Consider the following 18,024-nt stretch of genomic DNA (forward strand, 5'->3'; position numbering starts at 1 on the left):
AAAATTGTAAGTTTGTATTATTCGAAACTAATAGTGCAAATGAGAATAATTAGCACTAAGAATATAGAATAATTATTAAGCTCAACAAGGATGCTTTTTCAATGAATGTAAAATCTCTATTAGCTCAATCTGTAGCAGCTTCACTACTTATCGCTAGCGGTTCAGCTTTTGCGGCAAACGTAACCAAAGAACAGGTTGTTGAGCACTACGCTGATGTAGCTCACGCAGTTTTTGCTGACTCACTCAGTACCGCTAGAGCTTTGGATAAATCAATAGAATCTTTCCTCTCTAACCCAACAGCAGCTAAATTTGAAGAAGTGAAGCAAGTGTGGCTTGCGTCTCGCGTACCGTACCAACAGTCTGAAGTATTCCGTTTTGGTAACGCGATTGTTGATGATTGGGAAGGTCAACTAAACGCATGGCCTCTAGATGAAGGTCTAATCGACTATGTATCAGCAGACTACCAATATGAGCTTGGCAACGAAGGTGCAAATGCCAACATCGTAGCTAACCAAAAGCTAACCATTGGTGCTTCAACGCTAGATGTTGCGAAAATCACTCCTGAGTTGATCGCTGACCTAAACGAAGTTGGCGGTTCTGAAGCCAACGTCGCTTCTGGTTACCACGCAATTGAATTCCTACTTTGGGGTCAGGATCTAAACGGTACTAATGCTGGTGCAGGTCAACGCGCTTACACTGATTTCGTTGTTGGTGCTGAGTGTACAAACGACAACTGTGACCGTCGTGGTGATTTCCTAAAAGCCGCTGCTGGTTTGCTAGTTCAAGATCTAGAGTGGATGGAAAAGCAGTGGTCTTCAGACGTTAAAGGTAATTACCGTGAAGAACTTCTAAACGAGTCAGCAGATAACGGTCTTCGTAAGATGCTGTTCGGTATGGGTTCACTTTCTCTAGGTGAGCTTGCGGGTGAACGTATGAAGGTTGCTCTAGAAGCAAACTCAACGGAAGATGAACACGATTGTTTCTCTGACAACACTCATAACTCTCACTACTACAACGAGCAAGGTATCTACAACGTTTATACAGGTATCTACAAACGTGAAGATGGTACGCTACTTTCTGGTCCAAGCATCAATGATCTTGTGGCACAAAAAGACAAGCAAGCGGCAAAAGAAATTCAGAAGCAGTTTGACGTTACACGTGCTCAAGTAGGACAACTTGTGACTTCAGCAGAAAAGAAAGGTCAGTACTTCGACCAACTTATCGCTGCGGGTAACACGCAAGGTAACGCACTGGTGAATGAAACGATTATGTCTTTAGTTGCACAAACAGCTCAGATTGAGCGTGCAGCTAAAATCGTTGGTATTAACAGCTTAAATCCAGATACAGCTGATCACGAGTTCTAAACTAGAACGAACAAAAAACAAAGGGCTCATTTGAGCCCTTTTGCCGTTTATTACTCGCTGTGTTTTTGAGAACTATTCCCATTTAAAAAGTCTGGTTATTCCCTTTTGAGAGTCCTCGTATGAAGTTGTACACGAAAACTGTCCTAGCAAGCCTTCTCGCTGTTAGCACCTCTTCTGCCATTGCCTATGATATTAAATCTGGTGGTGGTACATCAGTTAAAAAAGACGGTGCGAATGCTTTCTCACTTCCTGCTGGTAACCTCCCTATGTCTAAGCGCTTAGACTTTAGTGTTGGTAACAGCTTCTTTCGTAACCCTTGGGTTCAGGCACCAGCGTCTACAGATGCACGTGATGGTTTAGGGCCTTTGTTCAATACCAATGGTTGCCAAAACTGCCACATCAAAGATGGTCGCGGACATCCACCAGAAGAGGGTGATATTCACGCGGTTTCCATGTTGGTGCGTTTAAGCATTCCAGCAATGACGCCAGAGCAAAAGAAAGCCTTTATCAAAGATGGCGTCATTCCTGAGCCGACCTATGGTGGTCAGCTACAAGATTTTGCGCTGCAAGATCAAACTCCAGAAGGCACGATCGAAATTACCTATACTGATGTTCCAGTGACATTTGCTGATGGTACAGTGGTCACGCTACGTAAACCCGACTTATCCATTACGAACCTTGGCTACGGCGATATGCATCCAGATACGCAGATGTCGGCCCGCGTTGCGCCTCCAATGATAGGTTTAGGTCTTCTTGAAAGTATCCCGGATGAAACACTGAAAGCTTGGGTAGATGAACAAGACAAGAATGGTGACGGAATTTCGGGCAAGGTCAATGTTGTTTGGGATGTGCGTGCGAATGATTTTGCCATTGGTCGTTTTGGATGGAAAGCGGGTCAACCAAATCTAATGCAGCAGAATGCCGCGGCATTTAATGGGGATGTGGGCTTAACCAGTAACTTGTTTCCCAACGAAAATTGTACTTCTAAACAGTCTATCTGTGATGATCTACCTAATGGCGGTTCACCTGAAGTCAGCGACAATATTCTTGATTTTGTAGAGTTTTACTCGCAGCACTTAGCTGTGCCAATTCGTCGTAATGTCGACAAACCAGAGGTGAAACTTGGTCAGGAACTGTTTGCCAAAGTTGGCTGTGATAGCTGCCACAAAACGAATGTGAAAACCGGAAATCGCGAAGGTTTACCTGCATTGTCCAACCAAACCATTCATCCATATACCGATATGTTACTCCACGATATGGGGCCTGGCTTAGCGGATAACCGTCCAGAATATCTTGCTAATGGTCAAGAGTGGCGAACTCAACCTTTATGGGGTATTGGTTACACGAAAGAAGTCAATGATCACACCTATTTCTTACACGATGGTCGAGCGCGCAACCTGATGGAAGCCGTGCTTTGGCATGGTGGTGAAGCAGAAATAGCAAAACAGAAAGTGTTGAAATTCAACCAGAAAGAGAGAGAAGCACTGATTGCTTTCCTCAACTCTTTATAGGATTCGATGATGAAACAAAAGCATTATGTATTAGTCGCTGCGGCTGTCATTGCTATTGCTGGTTGTCAAACTTCACAACCAGAAGATAGACAGCCTCAAAGCACCAACCATCTTAGCCAAGGAGTGTATGAGGTGGAGTTCGCGTCAGCACACGCCTTTAAGGATGAATCGGCTAAGTTGGCACAGTCAGTTTCAGGCTACTGCGCTTCTACTTCTGACCTGAATATGGTTAAACAGCAGTGGCATCAAACCATGCTTGCGTGGATGGCGTTACAAGGGCAAGAGCGTGGCCCAGAAGCGGCATTGGCTCAAAGCTGGAATATTCAATTTTGGCCAGATAAGAAAAACACCACTGGTCGCAAGATGAGCAGTTTGATCAAGCAACCTAAAGCTTGGGCTCAGCAAGATATTGCACTTCAGAGTGTGACAGTGCAGGGGCTAGGTTCTATTGAGTGGTTGCTGTATGACAAAGCGTCAAACCTGACGGGCAATCCTCAGACATGTGAAACTGCTCAAGCTATTAGCGCTAACATTGAGTTGAATGCTGGGAAAATCGCCCAAGCTTGGGCAATCAATCCTTGGGTCGGTCTTAATGAAAAACAGTGGGAATCAGAGTATATCGCACTGTTATCGAACCAGCTTGATTACAGCATGAAAAAGATGAGCCGTCCGCTGGCCAAATTTGGTAAGCCACGTCCGTACTTTGCTGAGTCATGGCGCTCAGAAACTTCTATGCAAAACTTGAAAGCTAATGTTGAAGCAATGCAAGCGCTCTATTTTGCCAACGGAAAGGGTTTAGACGCTTTGTTGCGTGAAAAAGGCAAAGCGACGCTAGCAGACAGTATTTCCAATCAGTTTGCGATGACAGTTGAAACATGGCCGGGCGATGAAAGTCTATTCGATATGTTGCAAACTAAACAGGGATACCAGAAGGCTTACTCACAGTACAACAAGTTAGAACAGCTTAAGTATTTGATCCACGAGGAAGTCGCGATTGAATTGGGCGTTATTATAGGGTTTAACGCAACCGATGGTGACTGATAACACAAGACGTTCACTACTTAAGGCCGCTCTTTTAGGAGCGGCTTACCCGTTGGTTGGTTGTGTTTCGACGTCGACGCAAAGCACTACGCCAACGTTAATTGGTTGTTCAATCTCGGGCCGCGACCGTTTTAATGCTGTGGTAGCCGACCAACATGGTTTGCCGATTCGTCAAGTGCCGTTGCCTGAACGTGGTCATGGTGTTGCTTCGAATTCGGCGCTAAGGCATGCCGTTGCTTTTGCACGCAGACCAGGTACTTATTTCCAAGTGTTTGACTATCAGACAGGGGAGTCAATTAAGCTCAGACCTGCCGATAATAAACGGCATTATTATGGTCATGGTGTGTACTCCAATGACGGAAAATGGCTCTATGCAACCGAAGGTGAGCGGGGGACGAGCCGAGGTATTATCGGTGTTTACGATGTCATCGCAGGATATGAAAAGGTCGCAGAGTTTACTGGGTTCGGTTTGGGGCCCCATGAAGTGATTGTCATGCCAGATGATTCACTCGTGATAGGGGTTGGTGGCGTTCACACTAATGGAAGAGAGCCACTCAACTTAGACTCGATGACCCCGAGCCTGAGTTATTTGGACCGCAATGGAGAGTTGGTTGAACAAGTGGGCTTGAGTGACCATAAGCTGAGTATTCGCCACTTAGCGCATGATGGATCTGAGACGGTTTTGTGTGGCCAGCAATACCGAGGAGAGCCCGACGAGTATCCTTCTCTACTTGCGATGCATACTAAAGGAGGCGAGTTAGTCTCTCTTCATGCGGAACCGGAACAGTGGGCACGTTTTAATCATTACATTGCGAGTATTGCTGCAACAAAAGACTGGATCTTAGCCACGTCACCTCGTGGTAATTGCTACGGTATTTGGTCTAAACATACCCAACAGATAGTTGAGCTTTCTCCGTTACCTGATGCCTCAGGTGTTGTTGTGCAAGGCGAGACCTTTAAGGTAAGTTCGGGTGCTGGGGGAGTCGTTAGCCAACGTCAGCCAGGCAATAAGCAAGTGGTCCGCTCTGGTATTCAGTGGGACAATCATTGGTCGGTAATTAGTTAATAATTCATGTGTTTTTAGAGAGACCAACGAAAGTTTCAAAAACAAGTCATACAGTCACTGTTTAACTCTGCCATACTTTATATTCAGAGTATGGCGGAGGTTGAAGCAATGGGAAAATGGACTTGTTGGTTATTAGTACTGTGCCTAGCACCTTCGACGACCTATGCCTCGCAATACTTTACTCAAATCGGTTGGCTTGAACCTGACAGTCAACTGCACCGTTTACTTCAATACCCCGCTGTCGTCGAAGACATTTACCGCAACAATGATTCTCAGATGATTTGGTTTGATCTCCAGCAGAGCAGCAAGCTGGAGTTTCAATTAGAGGTTATTCATCACGCCAGTTTTAGTTCTCTGTTCTCTCGTCAACTTAGCTATTTGCAGTTTTATCGAAAGAGTAATCGCTGGTTTGAATACGATGTACTTGCAACGGACACTTTACTTCTCTATTTAAGTTATGCGGAGAACTCCAAAAACAGCGGCAACAAGTGGTTCTTCGACAAGAAAATGGCCCGCACCTTACCGCTGCCGCCAAATAGTTCATTGATTGCTACCCATCGAGCAATTGCGCAGCAATCATTAGGCGGTCTTATTGACCGTTACACCCCCGATTCTGCTGGCTACCAGTACCTGATCGATACCTATCTCCATCTGATTAAGTTTCAGAAGTTGGATACCCCTTTGTACGTGCAACAAGGATTAAAGCAAGTAGGGGACAAGCTCACCAATAGAGAAACATTACTGCAGCGACTAGAGGTAGTGGATGTTGATCTGATTGATGTCAGAAAGGATGTCACTTGGTTTGACAGCACGCTAGAGACCGCAATTAAACAATTTCAGCGACTCCATGGCTTAAAGGAAGACGGCATTATTGGCCCTGATACGATCAAGTGGCTAAATCTACCAATCGAAAAGCGATTATCTACGCTAGCAATTAATGCAGAGCGGATTCGATACTGGCCAAATCAACGCGACACCATCATCGTAGTTAATGTCCCAAGCTTTGAAATGAAGTACTGGGCACAAGGGGAGCAACTATTTGAATCTAAAGTGGTGGTGGGGCGCAAAGGTCGACCGACACCTGTTATGAACACCAAATTAGATTCGCTCATCTTGAATCCAACCTGGAATGTGCCGTGGAAGATTATGGTGGAAGATATCATTCCAAAAGTGAAGGAAGACGTTGAGTATCTCACTCGTCAAAATATTAAGATTGTGCCTAAATGGGGTTCTAGCGAGGTGATTAACCCCGAAGAAATTGATTGGGAGAACTTACGACCGAGTTCGTTCCCATATCGAATGACACAGCTGTCCGGTAATGTTAATGCGTTGGGGTTGTATAAATTCAATACGCCTAATCGACGTGCCATTTACCTCCACGACACACCGAGCAAAGGGTTATTTGATGAGACACAAAGGGCGTTTAGCTCTGGGTGTATCCGAGTAGAGAACGCTGATTTATTTGCGGTGACCTTGCTTGAATCTCAAGGGCTAAACATCGAGGAGGAAGATACCGCGCAAGAGAGTGAGCCAGTAGAGCCTATCTCCAATCATTCGATTCCGCTAAAAAGTCGTATTCCGGTACATATCATTTATCAAACGGCATGGTATGAGGAAGGGAATGTCCACTACAGGGAAGATATTTACCGCCTAGACAGATTTCGTTACACAAAGGGCTAGAATTGACAGACTCTTTACGTTTATTTTCCAAAACTAATTTTATTAATAGGTTCAATAGTTAAGCAAAAAATAGCGAATACAATGCGACTTTGAGCATGTTTTATGCATTTGCACTTCACAATAGAGTTCGGTAGTGTCGCCGTTTGACACGTTAGGGCAACAAGATTGTGAAGGAAATTTAAAGTGGCATTATCCCGACGAGATTTTATTAAGCTGGCCGGAAGTGGTTTAGTCGTAGCGAGTTGTGCACCAAGTGTGGCTTGGGCATCTTATCCGGATCAACCTCGCTCATTAGCCTTAACCAACCTACATACCCGCGAAGCGCTTGAAACGTGTTATTTCGATGGTAACAACTATATCGACAAAGAGCTTGGCCGTTTGAATCATCTATGCCGTGACTTTAGACGCAATGAAGTGCACGCGATGGACAAGCGCTTATTCGATCATATCAGCCAAATTCAAAAAGAGCTCGGCGTCGAAGCTGAAGTACAAATCATCTCTGGTTATCGTTCGCCTGCAACAAACGAGGCACTACGCGGTAAGTCGAGCGGTGTGGCAAAGAAGAGCTACCACATGCTAGGTCAAGCGATAGATTTTCGTCTTGATGGAGTCAACCTAAAACAAGTTCGAGATGTCGCACGTGAGCTTAAGTTTGGCGGGGTGGGCTATTATCCCAAGAGTAACTTTGTTCACATCGATACAGGGCCGGTTCGCTACTGGGCGTAAACTTCTTGTTCAGAGTTGTCAAAATGGCGGGCAAGTGTCATAGTTCAGCCAGTTTAGATTTATATCAAGGTTAAGCTATGTCACTTAAGTACCAAGTCGTTCCTGTTACTTCTTTTTCTCAGAACTGCTCCATTGTTTGGTGTGATGAAACCATGGAAGGCATTGTTGTCGATCCCGGTGGTGATGTTAAACAACTAGCAATGCTGATCAAAGAGCTTGGTGTGAAGGTTGTTAATCTTGTTTTAACTCATGGTCACCTCGACCATGTTGGCGGAACAGAGCCTTTATCTCGTGAGTTAGGTGGCGTGGAAATCGTCGGTCCTCATAAGGATGATAACTTTTGGCTACAAGGCCTAGAAGGGCAGAGCCAGATGTTTGGTTTCCCACTAACAGAAGCTTTTGAGCCAAACCAATGGCTAAACGATGGCGATCAAGTCACGTTTGGTAATCAGGTTATGGATGTTATTCATACGCCGGGGCACACGCCAGGTCATGTGGTTTTATTTAGTGAGGAATCTAAGCTCGCTTTTGTTGGTGATGTTCTGTTTAACGGCTCAGTTGGTCGTACCGATTTCCCTAAAGGTGACTTCGATACTTTGATTGCTTCGATTAAAGGTAAGTTATGGCCGCTAGGTAGTGAAGTTCGCTTCGTGCCAGGCCATGGACCTGAGTCAACCTTTGGTCGTGAGCGCGCATCAAACCCATTTGTTGCTGATGAAATGCCTCTGTATTAAACAGTAGAAATGATCTTTCGAACTAGGCCACTGTTTGTGGCCTTTTTTATACCTCAGTTTCAGCCGCTGCAAGATATCGGCGCACTAAGCCAACAAATTCTTCTGGTGAGCGGTCAAGGTCATTGGCTGAGATAAAAATATCATAGTCATAATACTCTCGCTGATATCTCATTCTGTTCGCTAACATAGCTAACAGCCCTTTAAACTCTTTTCCGTCAGAATTGCGATAGGCGTGTGAGTCGAGCACGATGTCCTCGAACTGCTCACCTTGCTGATGTTGACGAGCTCCAAGGTATAAAAGCGCACGCTGACTGAGTAAGATTTCCGTAGCAATCCGCGGGCAGATGCTGGTTAAGTAGGGCGAGTAGTGTTTGAGTTTAATGCCAATCCAAGGCAAAGGTTGATGCCACCCATCTTGCTCATAGGTACAAATACCAATTTTCTGTACGTTGCTCCACTGTATGACCCAGCCTCCTTTAAACAAGTGTTGCTGGAAATGGGTTGCGGTAAGGGTGAACTTGACGGTGCTTTTTAGAATGAGCACATAGCCAAATCCAATCAATGCCGCGACCGCGATGGCGGTCAGTAGAGCTTGTTGCCAACCTGGCGCATAAAGCAGCAAAAACAGACAGCCAATCGTGAAAATTCCACTCAGCCATCTCACTGTGATAGATGAAAAAACAAAGGGTTGATTGGTCAGGTGTACGGTTTGCATACAGGCTTTTCTCACAACAACAAATACATCTGTTTATATAATCAGTAGTTGAAGATTCGATCACTTGGGTTATTGATTAAATTGTAGTCGCATGTCGCTGTATCGCGTATTTTTGTGGCATAAAGCCGCTCATACCCTGTAAATGCGAGCAAATTTTTGGTATAAATCGCGCTTCAAATTTTCACCACTGCTCCGTATGCAGTGAAATGGAGAAATACTCGATGAGACTTGCTCACAAGCGTAAAGTGCAGCTTAAACTGCAAAAACGCATTAAAGCGACAGTTGCGAACGTTGAAGCGACAAAGAAAGCTAAGCCTGCAGTTGAGAAGAAAGTAGCTGTAAAACCAGCAGCGGAGAAAGTTGTAGCAGCAGCTAAAACAACTGACGTTGCGCTTACTCCAAAGCAGCAACAAGTTCTAGATATCGTTGTTAACAACGCTGAAGGTATCAACCCGAAAGGTATCGGCCTAGCGGCTGGTCAAGAAGACGCTAAAGCAGCATCTTGGGCAACAGGCGCTCTTAAGAAACTTCTAGAAGAAAACCTAGTGGTTAAAGAGCAACTAGCTGGCAACAAAGTTATCTATAAAGCAGTTTAATTGCCACTAGCAAATCCATTTAATTGGATTCTAGCACCTTCGGAGCCTCGACAGTGTCGGGGCTTTTTCATTTCTATAAATTATGTTTAATACTTTTGTCACATTTTTCATCAATTCTTTCTTGTGCACATAACTACGTAGAATCTGTAATCGTCAATTTTGGTGATTATCTTTATCTAGCTGATCTATATGATTAATTTAGTTTTTAGGGCGTATTTCCTACGTAATACTACGTAGTTTTTTCGTCTATACGTCATCTTTGTTGTTAAAACCAGTGCGTGTTCGCGCCTATTTCATATTGGTTATTGATGAACCACTCTGTATGAGAAATAGAACATGCCCAAAAAGGTATGACCCGTTAACAAAGGACGTGAACATGAGATCATTAAATTCATCTCTTAGAAAAGTTGTTCAGAGCAGCATAGCCGTTATCACGGCATCAGCATTGCTGATGGGGTGTGGTGAAGAAAGTAAGCAAGAAAGTAAGCAAGCTAGCCAACCTGACAAAGTGTATAAGCTTAAGTTGGCTGAGACTTGGGGGCCAAACTTCCCAGTATTTGGTGATGCAACTAAGAACATGGCCGCAATGGCAGAGAAAATGTCAAATGGTCGACTAGTTATCACTATTGATTCAGCCAATAAGCACAAAGCGCCGCTCGGTATTTTCGATATGGTGAAATCAGGGCAGTACGACCTAGGGCACTCTGGTTCTTATTATTGGAAAGGTAAAGTACCGAACACCCTTTACTTCACTTCTATGCCGTTTGGTATGACCCCAGCGGAGCAATACGCATGGTTCTATCATGGTGGTGGTATGGAGCTGATGGAGCAAGTTTATTCTCCACATAACCTTCTCTCTTTCCCTGGTGGTAACACCGATATTCAGATGGGTGGTTGGTTCCAAAAAGAAATCAACTCGGTTGAAGATTTACAGGGTCTGAAAATGCGTATCCCTGGTTTCGCGGGCGAGATCCTAGCAGAGCTAGGCGCTAAGCCAACCAACATTGCACCGGGTGAGCTTTATACTTCTCTAGAGCGTCGTACGATCGATGCACTGGAGTGGGTAGGTCCATCTCTTGACCTTCGTATGGGCTTCCACAAAATTGCACCTTACTACTACACAGGTTGGCATGAGCCAGGCTCAGAACTGCAGTTCCTAGTAAATAAGCGTACCTATGAGCGTCTACCAGAAGATCTTCGTGAAATTCTACGTGTCGCAATGCGTACCGCCGCTTACGATATGTACACTCAAGCAACTCACGAAAGTGGTAAGAACTGGGTATCTATTAAGTCAGAATACCCTGATGTTCAAGTTAAAGACTTCCCGCCAGAAGTGATGAACGCACTTCGTGAAGCAAACGGTCGTCTGCTAGCGAAACATGCAGAGAAAGACGAGTTAGCGAAAGAGATTCAAAAATCTCAAGCTGACTACCTTAAGCAAGTACGTTCGTGGACTGACATTTCTCACCGCGCGTACCTAAACAGCCAAGCTCAATAACAATAAATAGAATAGGTGACATTGTCACCTATTCTAAAGCCCAAGAAAACTTATCATTTAAAAGCGCCACACATTCATAGTGGCGCATATTCAAAATTCCATGGAGTAGGGAATGAGAAGCCTAATCTATATCGAGCGAGTATTTAATCGCTTTGGTGACTTCCTAGGATGGTTATCAAGCATATTATTTATCTTGCTACTGGCGAATGTCGTCTATGACGTTGTGATGCGTTATGCGTTTAACGATGTTTCCATAGCGTTTCAGGAAATGGAGTGGCATCTGTTCTCAGCAGTATTCCTACTTGGTGTTCCTTACGCAGTTAAAGCAGGTGGTCATGTTCGAGTCGATCTCTTCTATGAACGTCTATCAAATCGAGCTCAAGCGATTATCGATTTGCTTGGGACGCTAGTCTTCCTTTTGCCATTTTGCTTACTAGTGGCTTACTACGGGATCGACTTTGCCAAAGAAAGCTATGCGTTAGGTGAAACTTCAGGTGACCCGGGTGGCTTACCTTACCGCTGGATTATTAAAGCGATGATCCCATTGTCATTTTTCTTTATGGCAATCAGCGGCGTTGGCTTACTGCTGCACTCATTAAATAGAATCGTCAATCCACACCTTGTCTACTCGCAAGAACGCAAATAAAGGAGGCTAAAAATGGTCGGTATAGTAATGTTTTTCGTCGCCTTGTTTGCACTGCTACTTGGCTTTCCTGTTGCGTTTACCTTCGGTGGTATCGCATTAATCTTTGGTGTTTGGGCAGAAGGCATGGATATGTTTGCTTTCATGCCTTACCGTATCCAGTCCATTATGGAAAACACCGTACTCATGGCAGTACCGCTGTTTGTATTTATGGGCTTGGTTCTGCAAAAAACTCGATTGGCGGAACAGTTGCTTGAATCTATGGGCAAGCTGTTCGGTGGCGTTAGAGGTGGTTTAGCCATTTCAACGGTTTTGGTTGGAGCGCTTCTTGCCGCTTCGACTGGTGTTGTTGGTGCATCGGTTGTGGCTATGGGGCTTATCTCGTTGCCAGTGATGCTTAAATACAACTACGACAAGGGGTTGGCGTGCGGCACCATTTGTGCGTCAGGTACTTTGGGGCAAATCATTCCACCTTCTATCGTCCTTATCTTGCTCGGCGATGTGCTTGGTGTGCCAGTCGGTGACCTATTTCAAGCAGCGGTTTGGCCAGGGCTAGTTCTGGTTGGTGCCTATGTGATTTACATCCTTATCTACGCCAAGCTTAACCCTGAAGCGGCGCAGCCTATGCCAAGTGATGGCAACTTAAGCCGTAAGCAAGAAATCATCGCAGCGCTTAAAGCGGTTGTTCCACCACTGGCACTGATTGTCGTGGTGCTGGGTTCCATTTTTGCCGGTGTAGCAACGCCGACAGAGTCTGCAGCTTTAGGTGGGGCAGGTGCCATTGTGCTGGCGATCTTGTATCGTCAATTTAGTTGGTCGATGGTGTATGAGGCATCAAAAGAGACGGTTAAAGTGACCGCGATGGTATTCGCGATTCTACTGGGTGCAACGGCCTTCTCTATGGCATTCACCTACACAGGTGGTGACTACTTAGTCGAAGAATGGATGCTACAGATTCCGGGTGAGAAGTGGGGCTTCTTAATCATCACTATGCTTGTGATTCTGATCCTTGGGTTCTTTATCGATTTCGTAGAGATCTGTTTCATCATAGTGCCAATACTTGCTCCAGTGGCCGAGATCATGGGTATTAACATGACGTGGTTTGCGATTCTAATTGCGATGAACCTACAAACTTCGTTCTTGACCCCACCATTTGGCTTCAGCTTATTCTATTTGAAAGGGGTGGCACCAAAAGGCGTGACGACGAGAGATATTTACCGAGGTGTGATGCCATTTATCGCTATTCAGATTCTGGTACTCGCTTCGTTGCTCGTGTTCCCTGAATTCTACGGAATGTGATCCTTTAGTTACGTAATATTAACAACTCCTGTTAAAGTGGGGCTGCTTGCCAATCGGTAAGCAGCCTCTGTTGTTATTGGGGGAAGGATGCCTCTACAAGCCAAATTAATACTACTTAGCCTGTTGCCTTTACTGCTGGTCACCGCGTTAACAAGTTGGATTTCGATTCATCAGGCGAAAACCTTAGGTGAAAAAGAGATTCAAATTTTTGAAGACGGGTTGATTCGCTCTAAGGAAACGGCACTCAAAGATCACGTAGATTTGGCATTTGATGCGATTTCACACATCTACAATGATGAGAGCCTTGATGAAGACACTGCGAAACAGCAAGTCAAAGCGGTATTGTCGAAACTTCGTTACGGAAAAGACAAAGATGGCTATTTCTTTGCTTATGACGAGCAAGGAACCAACCTAGTTCACCCAATTATGCCTGACCTAATTGGTAAGAATTTGATCGATCTTCAAGATGAAAATGGTGACTTGCTGATAGAGGCGCTTTTGGAACAAGCGCAAAGTGGTGGGGGATTCCATCGTTACCTGTGGCAGAAACCTTCTACTGGGGAAAACGTAACTAAATTAAGTTACGCTGCTTGGCTCGATAAATGGAACTGGATGGTCGGGACTGGCTTATACATTGAAGACATCACCTATGAGGTCGCTAATCTTAAGTCTGAGGTGAATCGAAACATCGAAACCACCTTCTTCTCCGTAATCGTGATTATGATAGTGACGGTAGGGGTGATCGTAGTCATCACGTTAGCGGTGAACTTGCATGAACATCGTCTGGCAGATAGAAGTTTAAAAGAGTTAGCTCATAAAACGGTGATGTTTCAGGAAGACGAAAAGAAGCACCTAGCCCGCGAACTGCATGACGGAATAAATCAGTTATTAGTGTCGAGTAAATGCCATTTAGAGCTGCTATCAAGCAAGATTACGGACGCACCCTTGCAACAGCATTTAGCTAAGTCTCAACAATCCTTGATGACAGCGATTAATGAAGTGAGGCATATTTCTCATAACCTACGCCCGAGCGCACTTGATGACATTGGCTTACAAGCCGCCATGAACACCTTACTGCAAGATTTTAAATCCCACTCTGGTGTTGAGGTGGAAGCTTCTTTGATGACTCAGCCAGGAAAACTAAAATCAGAAGTAGCGACCACATTGTATCGTGTTGCTCAAGAATCATTGACTAACATCGAAAAACACGCCCATGCCAATACAGTAAGCGTGATATTGCATCAGATGGGTAATATGCTTCAGCTGATTATTCGCGATGATGGCGTGGGCTTTGACGTAAACGCATCGCTGCGAAAAAGTGGTATTGGGCTACGCAATATGCGTGAGCGAGTTGAGTTTATCGGTGGCGACTTTGAAATAGAAAGTGAACCGGGCTTTGGTACAGAGATTACCGTATTACTGGAATTGGATGGATTAGTATATGGATGAACCAATTAAAGTGGTGATTGTTGATGATCACCAGGTTGTCTTAGATGGATTTATCGCGCGACTTCAAACAGAGCCTGAGATCGAAGTGATTGGTTCAGCCAGTAATGGCCTAGAAGCGATAGACGTCGTTAAGTCATTGCAGCCGGATGTCGTGCTGATGGATGTCAGTATGCCAATGATGAACGGTATCGATGCGACTCGCATCATTAAGGAGTCCATGCCTGACGTAAAAGTGTTAATGCTCACCATGCATGATAACCGCGAATACATCATGAAGGTGATGCAAGTAGGGGCTGTGGGCTATATGCTCAAAGAGATTTGCGCGCGACGCATGGTGCAAGCCATCAAGACGGTCTATCAAGGTTCCACCTATTTTTGTGAATCAGTGACGCAAACGCTTTTTTCTCAAGAAGTGGTGCCCGTTGCACAAAAGCCGAATCCGCTTAGTCGCCGTGAAGAAGCGATACTTAAACTTGTTGCCGAAGGAAACAGCAGCAAGAAGATTGCCTCACTACTTAATATTAGTTATCGAACGGTTGAAACTCACCGTCAAAATATCAAACATAAACTCGATCTCCATAGTACCGCAGAGCTAGCCAAATACGCGGTCGAGCAGGGGATAGTGGCATAGAAGCCTCGTAAGTTTTGTAATGATTGTAAGTTGGCGCGAGTCTTATCCGCTACAGTGATAGGATAGCGCCATGATCCACTCGATAGGTTAACTGCCTGTGTCTTATCCAAAAAATATTCATCAAAATTATCATGCTCATGTTTACTTCGATCAACAGACTTGCGAGTTCGCTCGGCAAATCCGAGAACAAGTGTTGAGTCAATTTGATTTGCCAGTAGGTCGATTTAACGAGAAGCGAGTTGGCCCGCATACCATGTGGAGCTTTTCAATCACGTTTACGGCAAGTGAATTTGAGTCTGTTGTGTCATGGTTAGATAGCAAACGTGAAGGTTTAACGGTATTGGTCCATGCGCTCACTGACGATGATGTCAAAGATCACACTGAGTACGCTTATTGGCTTGGTGAGCCTGTCAAAATTGATTTGTCTCGCTTTTAACGACTAGAGCAGCACCACTTCGCTTGTCGTCACGACAATTAATCTGATTTGTGGGTTCATGGTACGCTTGTGTATAAGGCGTCTTCTGATTTAATCACTGGACTCCAACACCTATGAACCAATTGATTGACGCCTTGTTTACTAAGGGCTATTACGTTTGGGACGACTTTCTTTCAAGCCAAGAAGTGGCTGAGCTACGCGAGTGCATTCCTCAAGACTGGAGCAAGGCGCGGATCGGGCGTAATGAAGAACTGACACGAGAAAGCGCCATTCGTAGCGATAAAATCCAGTGGTTACACTCTGATATGGGAGCGCCAGTAGCCAGCTTTCTGTCCAAGATGGAGCAGATCCGCCTAGAAGCTAACCGCCACTTTTTCTTAGGCTTGTTCGAGTATGAAGCGCACTTTGCCAAGTATGAAAAAGGCGACTTCTATCAGAAGCATTTGGATTGCTTTAGAGGCAACGAAAACCGTCGCCTCACCACGGTTTTCTATATGAACGAAGCGTGGTCGGAGCAAGATGCCGGCGAGCTGGTGGTTTATGATCTGGCCGACAAGTATGTTGCGACGATTCCGCCAAAATCGGGACGACTATTTGTATTTTTATCCGAGCAGTTCCCACATGAAGTGTTGCCAACCAATACTGAGCGTTACAGCATCGCTGGTTGGTTTCGAGTCAATGGCGTCAAAGATAACTCATTGGATATTGCACATTAAGAAGGTCGCCTAGTGCGACCTTTGTTGACTTCGAGACTTTACTAATATGGGAACAAGGCCTTTATAGCCAAACCGATAGACAGACCAACATTGATAGAGGATGAAAACGGCGTACACCCCGTTTATCATGAATTCGTCTTGTTGAATCTCCTCCATGGTTCCATCATAACCCGCGCCAAAAATAGCAATTAATATGATAGAAATGTAAGCGAGCTCGAGGCCTACTAAAAAGTGGAGCAGTAACCAACCTAGAGGTTTTAAAGTTTTTATTAGTTTCATACAGATGGAATAATAGAATGCAGCCCGTAGAGTCTAACATAATCCGCAATTACTAAGCTTTATAAACAGAAATGACAGTTTTCTTCTGTTAATCCATAAACGCCATCGCGACTTGCGAGGTGTTTATCGCCTTCAGTAACGCCCATTTGGTAGCCTTTGTCGAGCAATTCTCTTTTCATCGTTAAGCGCTTAACGGCAAAATCTTCTGGTGGAGCAATCACGCGAACCGTGACATCTTTCGGTGGACGACGAATAAACTCTAGTGACTTGTTGTAACTTGTCGCTCGATTTGCCATCGCTTTACCAATCATAGGGTATTTAGCCAGCAACCTTTTTAGTAACCAAGATGCTCTTGTTTGAGGCATTTCATAGCTTAAAGGATGCGATAAAACTACAGTTATTTCTTTTGCTCCGCGTCGATATGCCTCCATTACGGGAATAGAATCTGCAACGCCTCCATCGGTATAGCATCCACCAGAAAAGCAGGGTATTTGTTTATAGGCGATAGGTAATGCGCTGGTAGCCTCAAGTGCTAAGTTGAGGTTGCTGGGTGTGACTTGGTAATAATCCGCTTTTCCGGTCTCAATGTTTGTCGTTGTTGCAACTAAAGGTGTACTTGAAAAAAGTTGTTCTCTATCCAAAGGAAACTGCTTATCTGATTCCGAAACGAGCCATTTTACATCCACTAAGTTTCCACCTTTGATAAAGCGTTTGGGGTTAAAGAATTCTCGGTTGGTCGCCAGCTTGGTGATGACCTGATAACTGCGCTTGTGCTGCTGTGCCAAGTAACCCACAAGGTTAGATGCCCCAGCAGATACACCAATGGCAAAATCAAACGGTTGATAGCCATTTTCCATAAATGAATCCAAAACACCTGCGGCGAAAATACCACGCATGGCCCCACCTTCTACAACGAGCGCTTTCATAACTTTATCCAATTTTTCGATTTAAATGGGATCTTATCGAGTTGAATAAGTAGTGAGAAATGGATGTTACGAATCAATGTAATAGTCCCTAACTATTAATAGGTTAAAACTATTGAAATTATAGAAAAAGGTGTTTTTACCTATGAGAAATCTAAGTGTATTGTTATATATAACAAGAGATTAAAGTTAGTTCATGTTTTTATGTACAGTATTTCCTTGACCTGAAACATCAAAGAACTATACTGGTTATAAATACAGGTAATTGGGAGGTGTATTATGTTGTTGGAAACCATCGAACGCGTTAACCGCCTGCGCCAACAAGCGTTGTCCGATCCAGAGTTTATTCAATCGGCAAAAGCCCATGAAAAGGCGCTGAAAGATCAAAGTTACCACTATGCCGCTAAAACAAAGAGTGCTAAGCAGAGAAAAGATCGCAGTCTGGCGGATATATATCAACAAGCAGAGTTCGGGCACAGATCTGAAAGCTCCAAGCATTAACTAGTCGATTTCTAAAAGCAGCTCTTGAGCTGCTTTTTTGTTGTCTGCAACGCAGGGGGCGTAAAAAAATGGTCGCTTTTCAGCGACCACACAAACAGGAAGTAATGGATATCATTGAGAGGTAATGTGCGGAACAGTCACCTTTACCTTTTAATAGCTTAGTTGAATCTGACAAGAATGCTTGGGTCTATGAATAACTTACGGAAAAAATGGATA

Annotated in this window: 18 protein-coding genes; 16 read left to right on the plus strand and 2 right to left on the minus strand. The window is 44.5% G+C overall.

The annotated features are described in order from the left end of the window. The first annotated feature begins 101 nt into the window (after window positions 1–101). From AC6R16_RS09120 to AC6R16_RS09150, 7 genes are all read left to right on the plus strand, one after another. Window positions 102–1,364, plus strand: a complete 1,263-nt coding sequence (locus tag AC6R16_RS09120) for an imelysin family protein (RefSeq protein WP_500674195.1) — start codon at window positions 102–104, stop codon at window positions 1,362–1,364. 119 nt (window positions 1,365–1,483) lie between these two features. After that, window positions 1,484–2,875 carry a di-heme oxidoreductase family protein gene (locus tag AC6R16_RS09125; RefSeq protein WP_500674196.1) on the plus strand — a complete coding sequence of 464 codons (1,392 nt, stop codon included), beginning with the start codon at window positions 1,484–1,486 and terminating at the stop codon, window positions 2,873–2,875. A gap of 9 nt (window positions 2,876–2,884) precedes the next feature. Continuing rightward, window positions 2,885–3,916, plus strand: a complete 1,032-nt coding sequence (locus AC6R16_RS09130; RefSeq protein WP_500674197.1) for an imelysin family protein — start codon at window positions 2,885–2,887, stop codon at window positions 3,914–3,916. After that, window positions 3,906–4,982, plus strand: coding sequence for a DUF1513 domain-containing protein (locus AC6R16_RS09135; RefSeq protein ID WP_500674198.1), 1,077 nt, complete (start codon window positions 3,906–3,908; stop codon window positions 4,980–4,982). The genes AC6R16_RS09130 and AC6R16_RS09135 overlap by 11 nt, the downstream gene beginning before the upstream one ends. Window positions 4,983–5,090: 108 nt before the next feature. Beyond that, window positions 5,091–6,662 carry a L,D-transpeptidase family protein gene (locus AC6R16_RS09140; RefSeq protein ID WP_500674199.1) on the plus strand — a complete coding sequence of 524 codons (1,572 nt, stop codon included), beginning with the start codon at window positions 5,091–5,093 and terminating at the stop codon, window positions 6,660–6,662. Between the two features lie 183 nt (window positions 6,663–6,845). Next, a complete protein-coding gene (mepK, locus tag AC6R16_RS09145; RefSeq protein ID WP_500641985.1) occupies window positions 6,846–7,388 on the plus strand; it encodes a peptidoglycan L,D-endopeptidase MepK in 543 nt (180 codons plus the stop codon). Window positions 7,389–7,465: 77 nt separating this feature from the next. Further along, a complete protein-coding gene (locus AC6R16_RS09150) occupies window positions 7,466–8,122 on the plus strand; it encodes an MBL fold metallo-hydrolase (protein ID WP_004743871.1) in 657 nt (218 codons plus the stop codon). 46 nt (window positions 8,123–8,168) lie between these two features. On the opposite strand, the gene AC6R16_RS09155 is transcribed toward AC6R16_RS09150, so the two are convergent. Beyond that, the gene (locus AC6R16_RS09155; RefSeq protein WP_500674200.1) at window positions 8,169–8,837 is read right to left on the minus strand and encodes a DUF2982 domain-containing protein; all 669 of its coding nucleotides are present in this window, start codon (window positions 8,835–8,837) and stop codon (window positions 8,169–8,171) included. 221 nt (window positions 8,838–9,058) lie between these two features. On the opposite strand from AC6R16_RS09155, the gene AC6R16_RS09160 reads away from it, so the two are divergent. From AC6R16_RS09160 to AC6R16_RS09195, 8 genes are all read left to right on the plus strand, one after another. Next, window positions 9,059–9,433 carry a MarR family transcriptional regulator gene (locus AC6R16_RS09160; RefSeq protein ID WP_171321467.1) on the plus strand — a complete coding sequence of 125 codons (375 nt, stop codon included), beginning with the start codon at window positions 9,059–9,061 and terminating at the stop codon, window positions 9,431–9,433. A gap of 451 nt (window positions 9,434–9,884) precedes the next feature. Beyond that, window positions 9,885–10,931, plus strand: a complete 1,047-nt coding sequence (locus tag AC6R16_RS09165) for a TRAP transporter substrate-binding protein (RefSeq protein ID WP_500642227.1) — start codon at window positions 9,885–9,887, stop codon at window positions 10,929–10,931. Window positions 10,932–11,043: 112 nt separating this feature from the next. Next, window positions 11,044–11,577 carry a TRAP transporter small permease subunit gene (locus tag AC6R16_RS09170; RefSeq protein WP_500674201.1) on the plus strand — a complete coding sequence of 178 codons (534 nt, stop codon included), beginning with the start codon at window positions 11,044–11,046 and terminating at the stop codon, window positions 11,575–11,577. A gap of 12 nt (window positions 11,578–11,589) precedes the next feature. Then, window positions 11,590–12,873 (plus strand): TRAP transporter large permease, encoded by a 1,284-nt coding sequence (locus tag AC6R16_RS09175; RefSeq protein ID WP_239855442.1) that lies wholly within the window; start codon window positions 11,590–11,592, stop codon window positions 12,871–12,873. Window positions 12,874–12,960: 87 nt separating this feature from the next. Continuing rightward, the gene (locus tag AC6R16_RS09180) at window positions 12,961–14,322 is read left to right on the plus strand and encodes a cache domain-containing protein (RefSeq protein ID WP_500674202.1); all 1,362 of its coding nucleotides are present in this window, start codon (window positions 12,961–12,963) and stop codon (window positions 14,320–14,322) included. Continuing rightward, window positions 14,315–14,953, plus strand: coding sequence for a response regulator (locus AC6R16_RS09185; RefSeq protein WP_500674203.1), 639 nt, complete (start codon window positions 14,315–14,317; stop codon window positions 14,951–14,953). The genes AC6R16_RS09180 and AC6R16_RS09185 overlap by 8 nt, the downstream gene beginning before the upstream one ends. Window positions 14,954–15,050: 97 nt before the next feature. Then, window positions 15,051–15,389, plus strand: a complete 339-nt coding sequence (locus AC6R16_RS09190) for a DOPA 4,5-dioxygenase family protein (protein WP_171321471.1) — start codon at window positions 15,051–15,053, stop codon at window positions 15,387–15,389. Between the two features lie 113 nt (window positions 15,390–15,502). After that, window positions 15,503–16,105 (plus strand): 2OG-Fe(II) oxygenase, encoded by a 603-nt coding sequence (locus tag AC6R16_RS09195; protein WP_500674204.1) that lies wholly within the window; start codon window positions 15,503–15,505, stop codon window positions 16,103–16,105. Window positions 16,106–16,443: 338 nt separating this feature from the next. Here the strand turns inward: AC6R16_RS09195 and AC6R16_RS09200 are convergent, their stop codons facing one another. Next, a complete protein-coding gene (locus AC6R16_RS09200) occupies window positions 16,444–17,310 on the minus strand; it encodes a patatin-like phospholipase family protein (RefSeq protein ID WP_500674205.1) in 867 nt (288 codons plus the stop codon). 276 nt (window positions 17,311–17,586) lie between these two features. Here AC6R16_RS09200 and AC6R16_RS09205 point away from each other — a divergent pair, with 276 nt between their 5' ends. Continuing rightward, window positions 17,587–17,808, plus strand: coding sequence for a hypothetical protein (locus AC6R16_RS09205; protein ID WP_171321477.1), 222 nt, complete (start codon window positions 17,587–17,589; stop codon window positions 17,806–17,808). Window positions 17,809–18,024 lie beyond the last annotated feature (216 nt).

This window comes from Vibrio sp. R10-SG3-ISO10 (assembly GCF_059834185.1).